Raw genomic sequence first — 14,895 nt, 5'->3', positions numbered from 1 at the left:
TATTCACCTTTAATCTAAATGCCATGATAAAAGTACTTCACAATAATTCATGCTCCAAGTCCAGAGCTATTTTGGAACATTTAGATGAGAACAATGTTGCTTTTGAGATCATTGATTTTATAGAGCATCCTTTAACGGTTTTAGAAATGAAAACGGTTTTGAAGAAACTTCACATGTCTGCAGATGAACTCATCCGTAAAAGTGAACCTTTGTTTAAGGAGAAATTTGCAAATCAAACACTTTCAGAGGATGAATGGATCGATGTTTTGGTTGAAAATCCATCCTTAATTCAGAGACCAATTTTAATCAAAGGAGAAGTTGCAATGGTTGGAAGACCTATTGAAAATGTGAAATACTTTATTGATAATTAAGAAACTCGAACGCAAACTTTATACTAAATCTTTAAAGGCTTTTTCAAGTTCACTATATTTAAAATCAAATCCATGCGATTTGATTTTTTCGTTTGAAGCACGCGTTCCTTCCAAAATAATAGAACTCATTTCTCCAAAGATCTGCTTTAACATAAAAGCAGGAACATTAATAGGAAGGAAAAACTTGCCGGAGATCTTTGCTAACTTTTTCATAAACATCTTGTTCGTCGGTAAATAATCGGCAACAGCGTTGAAATCTCCTTTTAGTTCTGAATTTTCCAAAGCAAATACATACATTTCCACCAGATCGTCAATATGGATCCAGTTCATCCATTGGTTTCCAGTTCCAACTCCTGAGCCGATATTAAGATCCACTGTTTTTTTAAGAAGAGGAAAAGCTCCGCCGTCTTTTGCCAGAACAACAGATGTTCTCAAGCATACGATCCGATCGGAAATATCTGAAAAATGATACGCTGCTTTTTCCCAGTCTTCGCAAAGCGTGGCCAGAAAATCTGGATGTACAATACCGGAGTTTTCGTTTAAAATCTGATCAGAAGTGAAAGTCCCGTAATAATTGATCCCCGACGCTGAAATGAATGATTTTAAATGAACATTATTTGCGATGCAATATTCTTTTAAAAGATTTGCAGTATCGATCCTGCTTGTAAAAAGTTCTTTCTTATAATCATCTGACCATCTTTCGCTGATCGTTGCACCCGCCAAATGTATGATCGAATCTAAATTTTTGAAAGCATTTTCATTGATGAACCCGTCTTCGAGATTCCAGTAAAATTCGTTTGGATCATCAGATTTTTTGCGGGTTATAACTCTTACTTCATGACCTTTGTGTCTCAGTTTTTCAACCAAGGGTTTTCCGATCAATCCAGTTCCGCCGGTAATTAAAATATTCATTTATTTTTTTGACTAAAGCATTATTACGCCGGGAATTTTACCAACTTCTTTATAAATTCTGATGACCTGATCTGCATCTAAAACAAAAGCACTGATACTGATAGAGGTGTACTTGCCGTTTTTACTGTCTCGCGTTGTCAATGTGAATTTCACATCGTCGAAAGCACGGTAGATTTCAGTGATTTTTGCCTCTTCATTGGTAATGATAAATTTATAGAGATAATCCTCCGGGAAATTATGAGTTCCTTCCAGTTTTTCTTTTAACGAAGCGTAAAATTCCTCGGGGTTTTTACCTCCTTTTTCACTTTCTAAATTGTCCATTTTTGTAGGTTTTTACAATGAAAAAATTCCGAAGTACTCGGAATTCAAATATAATTAAATTAAAACGAATTATTTCATCCCCGTCAGTGAATTCATAATTGCGCTTTTATTTTGTTGCTCATGGTTTTGAATGATACTGAACAGTCCGTTCACCATCTGCTCTGAAGCAAATCTGCTGATTCCCCCAGTTACTGCACTTGTAGAATTCTGTCCGCCAAAAAGATTTCCTAAAATGTTGGAACTTCCAAGTGCTGCGTTCAAAGTTTTCACAATTCCAAATTCGTTCAGTTTCGCATCAACCTTTGGTGCGATGGCAGCCATCAATTGCTGCGAAGTTCTTTCTTTAAGGATCTGCGTCGCAACACCAGTTCCGCCTTGAGCGATTCTCACTGCATCTTCCGTCGTAAGATTATTCACTGCATTCACTAAGATTGGTCTTGAAGTATCAACGGTGAACTGCGCCGCCTGTGCGATATAATCTTTTTCTTTTTGAACTAAATTGCTTAATCCCAGTTTTTGTAAAGTGCTGTTTACGTCTTTTAACTGTTGCGGCATTGCAGCATCGATCAACTGGTTCGCCAGAAAACTGTCTTTATTACTGAAGATATTGAGTCCCTTCGTAATTCCACCTAATAATATTGATTTTAAAACTGCTAAACCAACACTTGATGTGGCCAAAGCGACGCAAGATTGGGTGACCGGTGCAAGAGTAACTGCTGTTACTGTCGCTATTAGAAAGGTATTTCTTCTCATGATAGATTTTTGTTAAGTTAATAACGATCTATTCTCAAATATTAAGCCAATTAGCCTACTGTGTGTTTTAACAAAATTTTAAAATAAATTAAGTTTTTTTTAACATTGTATTGTTTTATTATCTAACTTTGATTCAATAAAGGACTAACCATCTTATTATAAATGACTTATAACTATAAAACGATCATATGAAACACAGTAACTTAAAGTTTCCCTGCCTGATTGCTGCATTATACTTCGGTATGAATGTAAGCGCGCAGGAAACTCCGAAAGACACCCTGAAAACACAGCAGATTGAGGAGGTGGTAATGATTGGTTACGGAACGCGGAAAAAAGTTGATAATACAACTGCCATAAGTTCCATCAATTCAGAAGAATTAATGAAGACCAAGGTGCTGAATGCAACCCAGGCAATACAGGGAAAAGCAGCCGGAGTGCAGGTAACTGCATCTGATTTACCTGGAGCGGCTCCAACCATTTTGATCAGAGGTTTAGGAACGGTCTTATCTGGACGAAACCCCTTATATGTCGTAGACGGTTTATTTGTAGATGGCATCGGCAATATCAACTCCAATGATATTTTGACTTATGATATTTTGAAGGATGCTTCTGCATTGGCAATTTATGGTAACCGAGGCGCAAACGGTGTTGTAATCATCACCACGAAATCCGGGAAAGGAAAAATTAGAATAGAGTACGACGGATTTACAGGCGTCAGAGTTCCTCTCAAAAAAGTTAAAATGGCGGGAAGCAATCTATTTGCTAATTACAGCAATACCGCTTTGGGAAGTACAAAATATTCCCAGGATCAACCCGTAAATACAGATTGGTTCAAAACAATTACGCGAGTTGGAACTTATAATCAACACAATATTTCAATCTCCGGTTCCGGAGAAGGTGCAAAATATTTTTTGAGTTTAAGTAATTATGATGAAAAGTCGATCTTAAAAGGAAGCGATTACAACAGAACCACCGTTCGTACGAATAATGAGTTCAAAATTGCAAAGAAGATCACGTTGACACAGACATTAAGTGTGGCTTTTGTGAACAATACACCAAAACCTTTGGGAGCATTTACTACAGCCTATAAACAGTCACCAATTGTACCTGTATTTTTCCCGGATGGAACTTATGGAGTTTCTTTCGTGGGTGCAAATGGTTTCGCCAGTCAAACCGGGTCTAAATTTAATAACGTTGGTAATCCACTTGCACAGCTAGAACTGAACAACGAGCGGTCAAAATCTCTTCAATTACAGGGCGGATTGAAATTAGATATGAACATTTATAAAGATTTAAAATTCACTTCACAATTTTCAGGGGAGTTTTATGATTTTAAAGCTTATGCATATGATAATGGCGTTAGATTACTGGGAGAAAATCCTCCAGGTTTTACAAACAGATTATCAAATACCAAAGAAGATTATTACAACTGGTCATTGACTAATTATTTAACGTACAATAAAAAATTTGCTGAAATACATGATGTTGAGGCAACTGTTGGTACCGAAACTACCGTTAAAGATGGTACTAACAGATTAAGTCTTGTAAGAAATAATGTGCTTGCGGTTCAAAATTACTGGGATGTCGCTGGAACTAATTATGCAAATCCGGATCTGGTAAATCTTGAAAGTGTAAATCAAAATGAAAACAGAACACTGTCTTATTTTGCAAGAGCGCAATATAAATTGATGAACCGATATTTATTAACTGCAACCTTCAGAAGAGATGGTTCCTCACAATTCACAAACGGTAATAAATGGGGGAATTTCCCTTCATTTGGAGCAGGATGGGTTATTTCTGAAGAAAGTTTTTTAAAAGATATAAGTGTTTTGAATCTACTTAAATTAAGAGCAGGATGGGGAAGATTAGGAAATCAAAATGTTCCTTTAAACATCTTACCTTTTGCTTCGGGAACAGGTTATAACTATTCTTTTGGCGGCGGATCTAACTCAAACGGAAACACGATCAATAAAATAATCGACCCCAATTTAACCTGGGAAATTACGGAGGAAACCAGTGGTGGAATTGATTTTGAATTATTTAACAGACGACTTTCCGGATCTGTAGATTTATATGATAAAAAAACGAAGAATATTATCTTGGCTTTATTACCAAGCAGTCCGACGGGGATTTCTACTGAAGGTTTTGCCCAGTTAGGACAAGTTTCTAACAAAGGGTATGAAATCTCATTAAGCTGGAAAGATAAAATCGGTGAAAATTGGTCTTACTCACTGGGTGCAAATTATTCAAACAATAAAAATAATTTAGATGCTATTTCCGATGTTAATATCAGTCCGATTCGCGGTGGTGATTTAGGAAATGGGCAATTCACGAAATATTTTAGTTCAGAGAGTGTTGGTCAGCCTTTAGGCAGTTTTTATCTCTGGGAAGTTTCCGGTTATGATGCAAACGGTAATTTCACCTATACCGATACCAATGGAAACGGTCAAACCGGAAGCAATGACGAGAAAGACAGAAAATATTTTGGATCATACATTCCCACATCAACAATGGGTGTAAATATCGATCTCAATTACAAAAACATAGATTTTTCTGTAAGCGGTTACGGGGCATATGGTTTCAGTGTATACAACGGTAAAAAAGCGCAGCGTTTTGTTGACGAAAATATAGAATACAGCGTTGCTACTAATTATGCAGGTCCGGGAAATTTAAATGCAGGAAATCCAGCACCGTCAAATACAGTCCCTATCGCCTCTAATTATTATTTAGAGTCTGGTGATTTTTTCAGAATAAACAGCATTACTTTAGGATATTCACTATCAAAACCAGTTGAATATATCAGTTCGCTTCGGTTTTATGTGAGTTCCTTAAATCCTTTTATCACCCAAAAATTCACAGGATTTTCACCTGAATTAAATGGTGATGGAAATCCTTACCGTTCTCCCGGGATCGAACTTGATGCTTATCCAACGCTTCGGTCGTTTTTATTCGGTTTGAATATTAAATTTTAAAATTAAAAACAATCATTATGAAACGAAATATCATATTATTATCGGCGATAATGTCGCTCGCAGTTCTGAATCAGAGTTGTAGCGATGATTTCTTAGACGTAAAGCCCACAGAATTTGTTTCTACTACAGATCTTGCATTACTCAATAACAATGCGGGTGCAGAAAGCTTTGTAACTGCAACCTATGCAAAATTCTTAGATTTTAATATCAGTTCATTTCCCTGGATCGGCGTAAGCAGTATTACAAGTGATGATGCCGACAAAGGCTCCTCTCCCGGAGATACAGGTTTAGATAAAGATATATTAGATGCTTTGAACTTCACTGCGACAACACCTTCTTTCAGAGATGTTTTCGAAGGTAATTTTCAGGTGATCAACCGTGCAAATCAAGCTCTTGTTTACTTACCTCAACTCACAAATGCAGATCCTGCTTTGCGCGAAAGGCTTGCCGGAGAAGCTAAATTTTTGCGTGCTTTTTCCTACTTCACTTTAGTTCGTTCATTTGGCGGCGTTCCGGTTCTGGACCATGTTCCTGTTGCTGGTAATGATGCAGACCGAATTATGACCTTAACAAAAAAATCGAAGGAAGAAGTTTACACCTTTATTGAAAAAGATCTTAAGGATGCCATAATGGTTTTACCCGATAAATCTGCTTATTCTGGCGCTAATGCCGGACGCGCCTCAAAAGGAGCAGCTTATGCATTGCTTGCAAAAGTTTCACTTTATCAAAAAAAATGGCAACAGGTTGTCGATAACTGTAATTTGGTCGTTGGTTATTCTTTAACTCCAAATTTTCAGGATATTTATAAAATCTCAGGCGAAAATAACCAGGAATCAATTTTTGAAATTCAGGGAAAAGGAGGTTTTAATCAGCCGGGAATTCAACAATATTCTCAGACTCAGGGCGCACGTGGCAACGGCGGTTGGGGTTGGGGTTTTAATACTCCCTCACAAAACCTGGTAGATGCTTATAATGCAGCAGGAGATACAGTAAGAAGAAATGCGACCATCATTTTTAGAAATTCTACTTTATATGATGGTAGAGTAGTTCCGAGCACGGTCGATAACCCTTACTATAATTACAAAGCATATTCCTCTGCCTTCAGCGGAGATGATGATTCTGATGCCAATATCCGATATTTAAGATATGCAGAAGTTTTATTAATGAAAGCTGAAGCAATGAATGAACTGGGACAAACTGGTGCAGCAATACCTTTTTTAAATCAGGTGAGAACCAGAGCAGCGTTAGCAGATACACCAGCAGTTTCACAGGCAGATGTACGAGTAGCAATTTGGAAAGAAAGAAGATTAGAACTGGCCTTCGAACACGATCGTTGGTTTGATATCGTACGAACCGGACAAGCTGCTGCTGCCATGGCCGCAGATGGAAAAACATTTATAGTAGGTAAACATGAAGTCTTTCCGTTGCCGAGTTCTTTTATTACTGAAGCCAAAGGTTTATCTGCACAAAATCCAGGATATTAATTTTCTAAAAAATGATCTACAATGAAAAATAGAAATTTATTTAAATATATTGGTGTCGCATTCCTCTTGGGTGCAGTTACACTGAGTTGTGAAGACAGTATCGATCGGGAAAATCTTCCAGTTCCTTACGCAGCCATTGGAGGGTATACAAATTCAGATGATATCGCTTCCGGTAATTTGATTACAAAATTAAGTTTCGAAGGAGACTTGCAGGATAAATTTAATAATATGACTTCCCCTGCACCCGTGATGGTTGCGTACACTCAAGGTGCAAAAGGTCAAGCCTATAATGGTTCAGATTCTCAAATGAGATATTCCGTTGAAAATGTTTCGCAGGCAATAACTAAATTAAATGCTTTTACGATATCTTTTTGGATGAACAGTGCAAACACAGTAGATCCCGCAATACCAGGACAGGGAAAAGGTGCACAGGGAATTTTTTCTATCGTGAGACCAACGGAATTTTGGGGTGGAATTAATATTTTTATTGAAAATCCAGACAATACAAAACCTGATAGAATTCGCTTAAAACTTTCTGTAGAAAACGGCAGATCTGCAGTTCAATGGAAAGGGCAGAGTATCATGATGAATATCGATGGAAATAAAAATAAATGGATGCATATAACAATTTCTTACGATCCAGTGACGAGTCTTGTTAGTTGTTATTTAAATGGTGAGCCTGCATCTAACTTAACAGGTTTTGCTTATGCACCTGATGAAGGCGTAACTGGTTCTGCAAAATGGTTCGCCGATAATCCCGGTGGATTAAATAATCCTAATGGTGCTCCAGGTTATGGTGAAATTCAATTAACAGGAACCAATGGAAAAGCAGTTCTGGGCAATCATCAGTTTCAAACTATTCCTCCTTTGAATAATGGCTCTGCGCAAGATTGGGCCACGAGTTATGCGGGCATGCTCGATGAATTCAGAATTTATAATACGGCTTTGAAAAGTTCAGATGTGATCGCGCTTTACAAACTCGAGAAAGACAACAGATAAACTCTTAATAAGAGCCATCGAAAGGTGGTTCTTTTCATATAAAGTCAAATGAAAAATTTAATCCAGTTATTGATCGTCGCAGTTTTGGTTGTTTCATGTTCCCGTGATTCAACACCAAAAAGCGGTGGAACTCCAATCGGAGGTGGCGGTACAGAACCTCCCACAAATACCATTTACACCGACGCCCAAATCATAGAAATGACTCAAAAAGACGTGACCAAATATTTTTGGGATTACGCTGAAGTCAATTCCAAATTAGCCAGAGAGCGTTATCATACCGATAATCCCGGTCAGGATGCAAATGTTGTCACCACAGGAGGATCAGGTTTTGGATTAATGACAATCCTTGTTGGAATCAAAAATGGTTATGTTCCTCGCGCAGAAGCCGTTTCCAGATTAAGTACTGCACTCAATTTTTTGCAAAATGCTAATCGTTTTCACGGAGCCTGGTCTCATTGGATCGATGGGACTACCGGAAATGTAATTCCTTTTGGGACTTTAGATAATGGCGGCGATCTCGTTGAAACTGCTTTTCTGGTTCAAGGCTTAATTTGTGTTCGCGAATATTTCAAATCTAGTGCAGATCCTCAGGAAATTGCATTAAGTCAAAAAGCAGATGCCTTGTGGAAAGGGGTCGAATGGAACTGGTACACCCAAGATCAGAATGTTTTGTATTGGCATTGGTCTCCAAATTATAATTTCCAGATCAATCTCAAATTGCAGGGTTATGATGAAACGATGTTGACTTATATCCTTGCTGCGGCATCACCAAATTATTCCATTGATAAAACAGTTTATCAACAAGGCTGGGCAAGAAATGGAGCCATAAAATCGTCTGGTTCCCAATACGGAATTCCTTTGGTCGTCAATCATAACGGAGCCGCTGGAACAGTTGGACCTATGTTTTTTTCGCACTATTCTTTTTTAGGTTTAGATCCGCGTGGACTTTCAGATGAGTACGTAAATTACGGAGATGTTACCACCAATCACGCAAAAATAATGCATCAATACTGCGTCGCAAATCCAAAAGGCTGGAATGGCTACAGTGCAAAGAATTGGGGTTTAACCGCAAGTTACAGTAGGAATTCCGATGGAAGTACAGGTTATTCAGCGCATCAACCAAACAATGATCTTGGAGTAATTTCGCCCACCGCAGCGATTTCAGATTATCCTTATACTCCGACAGAAAGTATGAATTATTTAAGGTTTCTATACAACGAAAATTATTCAAAATATATCGGTGTTGCAGGTCCTTATGATGCTTATTCGATGCAGTACAATTGGGTTACGCCAAGATATTTAGCCATTGATCAAGGTCCGGTTTCTCCGATGATCGAAAATTATAAATCCGCATTCCTCTGGAATTTATTTATGAATGCACCCGATGTTAAAGCAGGATTGATTAAATTAGGGTTTCATTCCACGCAATACGGATTTTAAATTTACTTACACTCAAAAATTTTTCATGCTTAAATTTTTTAGCTTTTCAATATTATTTTCTGCTTTGTTGGTTTCTTGTACAACCAATTCGATCTCTTATTCAAAATCTAAAAAAATTCCAGTTTTCACAGATGAACAACTCATGGATAAAGTACAACAAGATGCTTTAAAATATTTCTGGGATTTTGCCGAACCTCATTCCATGTTGGGACGCGAAAGATATCATGAAGATAATATTTACCCACAGAATGATAAAAATATTATTACAACAGGCGGTTCCGGATTTGGATTAATGACCATTTTAGCAGGAGTTGACAGAAATTTTATTCCACGGAAAGAAGCCGTGAAAAGACTAACAACAATGGCAGATTTTCTCGCAAAAGCTGACCGTCATCACGGAGCTTGGTCCCATTGGATCAATGGCGAAACCGGAAAAACAGTTCCTTTCGGCAAAAAAGACAATGGCGGCGACCTGGTTGAAACAGCATTTTTAGTCCAGGGAATTCTTACCGTTCGCGAATATTTTAAGAATGGAAGTCCCGACGAAAAAATTCTCGCAAAAAAAATGGATGATCTGTGGAAAGGAGTAGAGTGGAACTGGTATACCAAAGGCGGCGAAAAGGTTCTCTACTGGCATTGGTCCCCAAATTATGGCTGGGAAATGAATTTTCCTTTGAGAGGTTATGACGAAACTTTAATTACCTATATTTTAGCAGCGTCGTCGCCCACTTTCCCGATCGATGCCGAAACGTATTACAATGGTTTTACAAGGAACGGACAATATCTCACCGCTCATAAAAAATACAATTTGCCCCTTTACGTAAAACACAATGGGTCCGAGGAATATGGCGGTCCACTTTTTTGGGCGCAATATTCTTACCTGGGTTTGGATCCTACAGGTTTATCCGATAAAAATATTTCCAATTATTTTGACTTAAACAGAAATCACGTCCTTATTGATTACCAATATTGCGTCGAAAATCCTAAAAAATTCAAAGGTTACGGTCCAAATTACTGGGGACTTTCCGCCGGATATACCAGAAATGAAGACGGTTCCACCGGTTACACCGCACATTCGCCCATAAACGATAACGGCGTCATCAATCCAACCGCAGCTCTAAGCAGTTTTCCCTACACCCCAAAAGAATCGATGGATTTTTTAAGATTTATTTACACGCAGAAACCGCAATTTATCGGTTCCGCAGGTCCTTACGATGCAACTTCTATCAATTATGGAAACTGGTTTACGCCGAGATATTTAGCCATCGATCAGGGAACAATTTCCCCAATGATCGAAAATTACAGAACAGGATTACTCTGGAAATTATTTATGAACGCCCCCGAAATTAAGAACGGTTTAAAGAAGTTAGATTTCAAATCAACGAAATATAAGTAGGTTTTTTTGAAGCTATTTCCCGCTCTCCACTATATCTTTTTCTTTTCCCACCGCTTTATCCACCGCTGAAAAAAGAAAAAGGATGCCGTTGCGATCGGGGCTAGGAAATCATTATTAAAAATTAAATGATGAACATTAAATTAGAAAAGCGAACAAGTAGATGGAGTATCATTTTCCCAGGACAATCATAACTTCCGGTTCTATCCGTAATTATAGGAAAAGATGTTTTCGAAAATATAATTTAGATAAAAAGTAAAAAGAAATAAAATGAAGAAACTGATGTTTATCGCAGCAGTGGCATTTTCAACCGCCATTTTTGCGCAGGAAATCGTAACAAGATCTGTTCAGTCTTATCAAACAGATTCTTATAAAGCCAAGAAAAAAGTTTTTGTAGAGGCACTTCTCTCCAAGATGACCTTGATGGAAAAAATTGGCCAACTCAATCTTCCAAGTGCAGGAGATTTCACTACGGGACAAGCTCAAAGTTCTAATATCGGCAAAAAAATAGAAGATGGTCTAGTCGGCGGACTTTTTAATATCAAAGGCGCTGAAAAAATTCAGGCCGTACAAAAAGTTGCCGTGGAAAAAAGCCGTTTAAAAATCCCCTTGATTTTCGGCATGGATGTTATTCACGGCTATGAAACCAATTTCCCGATTCCATTAGGTTTAGCTGCTTCCTGGGATATGAAACTTATTCAGCAATCTGCACGAGTCGCCGCAAATGAAGCAGCTTCCGATGGGATTTCCTGGACATTTTCTCCTATGACCGATATTTCCCGCGAACCAAGATGGGGCAGGATCTCTGAAGGTTCCGGCGAAGATCCTTATCTCGGAAGTGAGATCGCAAAAGCCATGGTTTACGGTTATCAGGGAAAAGATTTATCCCTGAAAAATACCATCATGGCGTGTGTGAAGCATTTTGCACTGTACGGAGCAGGTGAAGCGGGAAGAGATTATAACACCGTTGACATGAGTCGCATCAGAATGTTTAATGAATATTTCCAGCCTTACAAAGCCGCAATTGATGCGGGAGTTGGTTCCGTGATGGCTTCCTTCAATGAGGTCGATGGAATTCCGGCGACGGGAAATAAATGGCTTCAAACCGATGTTTTACGAAACATGTGGGGTTTCAAAGGTTTCGTAGTGTCAGATTATACGGGCATCAATGAAATGATCGATCATGGAATGGGAGATTTGCAGCAGGTTTCCGCATTGGCATTAAATGCGGGGGTTGATATGGATATGGTTGGAGAAGGATTTTTGACCACTTTAAAAAAATCTCTGGATGACGGAAAAGTTTCGCAAGCTACGATCGATGAGGCAACCAGGAGAATTCTGGAAGCAAAATATGATCTAGGTCTTTTTGAAAACCCTTACCAGTACGGAGATCCGAAATGGGCAGCAAAAGAAGTGTACAGCCAGGAGAATCGAAATATTGCAAGAAATACAGCAGCACAATCTATGGTTTTATTGAAAAACGACAAACAGGTTTTACCGTTGAAAGCAAGAGGAACCATCGCCGTGATCGGTCCTTTGGTTAACAATTCCCTCAATATGGCAGGAACATGGAGTGTCGGTGCGAAACATGCTAATTCTGTTTCTTTGATGAAAGGTCTTCAGGATAATTTTGGTAAAGATGTTCAATTTATTTCGGCAAAAGGATCCAATATTGATTACAGTGAAAAACTTGAAAATATTTATGCAGCCCACGGAAAATTAACAGATCGGGACAACCGTTCGAAAGAAATTTTATTAAAAGAAGCGGTAGATGTTGCAAACAAAGCCGACGTCATCATCCTAGCAATTGGGGAATCAGCAGAAATGAGCGGTGAATCTTCGTCGAGAACTCATATCGATATTCCGCAGTCACAAGTTGATCTGTTAAATGAACTGAAGAAAACAGGAAAGCCAATCGCAATGGTTCTTTTCACGGGAAGACCTTTGGCGTTGACCAATGTGAAAGACGTTCCTGATGCGATCTTAAATGTATGGTTTTCTGGCACTGAAGCCGGAAATGCAATCTCCGACGTCCTTTTTGGGAAAATAAATCCTTCCGGAAAATTGCCGGTGACTTTCCCACGAAGTTTGGGCCAGATTCCTCTTTATTATAATCATAAAAATACAGGAAGACCTTTGAGCCCGGAAAAAACGGAGAAATGTGAATACGAAAGATTTAAATCCAACTTTATGGATGAGTGCAACACTCCGCTTTATCCCTTCGGTTTTGGACTCAGTTATACGCAGTTTAAATACGGCGATATGTCCGTTTCAACTAGTGATCTGAAAGGAAATCAAACGCTCCAAGCTTCAGTTACAGTTACTAATTCTGGGAATTTTGACGGTGCAGAGGTTGTTCAGTTGTATATTCGGGACCTAGTCGGTAGCATAACAAGACCTGTAAAAGAACTGAAAGGCTTTCAAAAAGTTTTCCTTAAAAAAGGAGAAAGTCAAAAAGTAACGTTTAATATTACTCCCGAAGATCTGAAATTTTATAACAGTTCCTTGATTTATGATTGGGAATCAGGGGATTTTGACATCATGATCGGTACCAATTCCGATGAGGTGCAACGAACAAAAATTACGTGGAATAAATAAATGTAACAACTTGATCAAAGCCGTTTTCAATTATCGAAAGCGGTTTTTTTACTCGGTTTATTATTGCTAAATTTGGACAAAATATATAAAAATTTTGTAATGAGAGACAAATTCATTCGTTGGGGTATTGTAATTTTAGTAGCGGTTTGGGCGGTTTCACTGCTCATCAGAGCCCACTATTGGATTCCAATTTTATTGACCGCAATCTATGCTTTAGGAATTTATAATGTAACGCAATCTAAACACGCAATCCTTAGGAACTTTCCTGTTATTGGTTATTTCCGGTATTTCTTTGAAGGAATTTCTCCGGAGATGCAGCAATATTTTATCGAAAGAGAAACTGATGGAAAACCTTTCCCAAGAAATCAGCGGTCTGCTGTTTATCGACGTGCGAAAAACATCAGTGATACCGTTCCGTTTGGTACACAACTCGAAGTGAACCAAAGAAAATACGAGGGAATTAAACATTCCATTTACGCAAAATCACCGAACGAAGAATTACCGAGAGTTTGGGTAGGAGGCGAACAGTGTACGCAAAAATACCACGCTTCTTTATTTAATATTTCTGCAATGAGTTTTGGTTCTTTGAGTGACCGCGCTCAAATGTCCCTGAACAAAGGGGCGAAAAAAGGAAATTTTTATCACAATACCGGTGAAGGGGGAATTTCTCCATATCACTTAGAGGGTGGCGATCTGTGTTGGCAAATTGGAACCGGATATTTTGGATGTAGAGATGAGGAAGGTAAATTTTCTCCGGAAATTTTTAAGAAAAATGCTTCACTGCCAAGTGTTAAAATGATTGAGATTAAAATCTCTCAAGGTGCAAAACCTGGTCATGGTGGAGTTTTACCAGGTGCTAAAAACACCCTTGAAATTGCTAAAATTCGACACGTTCAACCCGGAATTACCATTATTTCCCCGCCGTCGCATTCATCTTTTTCTGATGCACCTGGATTATTGAGATTCGTACAGCAGTTAAGAGAACTATCTGGCGGAAAACCTGTTGGATTTAAATTATGTATCGGAGATACGAGAGAATTTGAAGAAATTTGTGCACAAATGAATGTTCTGAAAATTTATCCCGATTTTATTACCATTGATGGAGCAGAAGGAGGAACTGGAGCAGCGCCACCGGAATTTTCTGATGGAGTAGGAATGCCTTTGGAGCCTGCTTTGATCTTTGTCAACAGAACTTTAAATATTTTTAATGTTCGGGATAAAGTTCGTGTGATTGCAAGTGGAAAAGTTTTGACTTCCCTCGATATTTTACGAGCCATCGCAATGGGTGCAGATATGTGCAACAATGCGAGAGGATTTATGTTCGCACTCGGCTGTATTCAGGCTTTGAGATGTAATACGAACAATTGTCCGACGGGAGTTGCAACACAGGATAAGATGTTGATCAAAGGTTTAGATGTAACTGATAAAAGCGAAAGAGTGTATCACTTCCACAAAAATACGCTTCACACTTGTAATGAGTTGATCGGTGCTGCCGGAAAAAGCTCTTACGATGAAGTTGATGCAAGCATGTTTATGAGAGGTGATGAATTTGAGCATCTTTCTGATCTTTATTTCCCTGATATTTTAGGAAATGTAAAAGAGCACACAATGAAATATTAATTTTTCGATCTTATAAAAATCCCCAGGAATTC

Annotated in this window: 11 protein-coding genes; 8 read left to right on the top strand and 3 right to left on the bottom strand. The window is 38.4% G+C overall.

Going from position 1 to position 14,895, the window contains the following annotated elements:
* The first annotated feature begins 23 nt into the window (after positions 1-23).
* On the top strand, positions 24-371 hold the full coding sequence (locus IV494_RS05110) for an ArsC/Spx/MgsR family protein (protein ID WP_196079064.1): 348 nt from the start codon (positions 24-26) through the stop codon (positions 369-371).
* Between the two features lie 18 nt (positions 372-389).
* On the opposite strand, the gene IV494_RS05105 is transcribed toward IV494_RS05110, so the two are convergent.
* From IV494_RS05105 to IV494_RS05095, 3 genes are all read right to left on the bottom strand, one after another.
* On the bottom strand, positions 390-1,283 hold the full coding sequence (locus IV494_RS05105; RefSeq protein ID WP_196079063.1) for a TIGR01777 family oxidoreductase: 894 nt from the start codon (positions 1,281-1,283) through the stop codon (positions 390-392).
* 12 nt (positions 1,284-1,295) lie between these two features.
* Complete coding sequence (locus IV494_RS05100) at positions 1,296-1,604, bottom strand: DUF493 family protein (protein WP_039354379.1); 309 nt, start codon at positions 1,602-1,604, stop codon at positions 1,296-1,298.
* Positions 1,605-1,673: 69 nt separating this feature from the next.
* The gene (locus tag IV494_RS05095) at positions 1,674-2,357 is read right to left on the bottom strand and encodes a DUF4197 family protein (RefSeq protein WP_196079062.1); all 684 of its coding nucleotides are present in this window, start codon (positions 2,355-2,357) and stop codon (positions 1,674-1,676) included.
* Positions 2,358-2,545: 188 nt separating this feature from the next.
* Between IV494_RS05095 and IV494_RS05090 the strand changes: the two genes are divergently transcribed.
* From IV494_RS05090 to IV494_RS05060, 7 genes are all read left to right on the top strand, one after another.
* Positions 2,546-5,329 (top strand): SusC/RagA family TonB-linked outer membrane protein, encoded by a 2,784-nt coding sequence (locus IV494_RS05090; RefSeq protein ID WP_196079061.1) that lies wholly within the window; start codon positions 2,546-2,548, stop codon positions 5,327-5,329.
* Between the two features lie 17 nt (positions 5,330-5,346).
* Positions 5,347-6,813: a RagB/SusD family nutrient uptake outer membrane protein gene (locus IV494_RS05085; protein WP_196079060.1), complete on the top strand. Its 1,467-nt coding sequence runs from the start codon at positions 5,347-5,349 to the stop codon at positions 6,811-6,813.
* A gap of 21 nt (positions 6,814-6,834) precedes the next feature.
* Positions 6,835-7,812 carry a LamG-like jellyroll fold domain-containing protein gene (locus tag IV494_RS05080; RefSeq protein ID WP_196079059.1) on the top strand — a complete coding sequence of 326 codons (978 nt, stop codon included), beginning with the start codon at positions 6,835-6,837 and terminating at the stop codon, positions 7,810-7,812.
* Positions 7,813-7,860: 48 nt separating this feature from the next.
* Positions 7,861-9,252 (top strand): glucoamylase family protein, encoded by a 1,392-nt coding sequence (locus IV494_RS05075; protein ID WP_196079058.1) that lies wholly within the window; start codon positions 7,861-7,863, stop codon positions 9,250-9,252.
* A gap of 25 nt (positions 9,253-9,277) precedes the next feature.
* Positions 9,278-10,648, top strand: a complete 1,371-nt coding sequence (locus IV494_RS05070) for a glucoamylase family protein (protein ID WP_196079057.1) — start codon at positions 9,278-9,280, stop codon at positions 10,646-10,648.
* 267 nt (positions 10,649-10,915) lie between these two features.
* Entirely contained in the window at positions 10,916-13,243 is a 2,328-nt protein-coding gene (bglX, locus tag IV494_RS05065; protein WP_196079056.1) for a beta-glucosidase BglX, read from the top strand.
* A 99-nt stretch (positions 13,244-13,342) separates the two neighbouring features.
* Positions 13,343-14,863, top strand: a complete 1,521-nt coding sequence (locus IV494_RS05060; RefSeq protein ID WP_196079055.1) for an FMN-binding glutamate synthase family protein — start codon at positions 13,343-13,345, stop codon at positions 14,861-14,863.
* The last annotated feature ends 32 nt before the right edge of the window (positions 14,864-14,895 follow it).

The sequence above is a fragment of the Kaistella gelatinilytica genome, assembly GCF_015679325.1.
Lineage (GTDB): Bacteria > Bacteroidota > Bacteroidia > Flavobacteriales > Weeksellaceae > Kaistella > Kaistella gelatinilytica.
The sequence above is the reverse complement of the archived record's forward strand: the minus strand, read 5'-3'. Positions and strand labels throughout refer to the sequence as shown.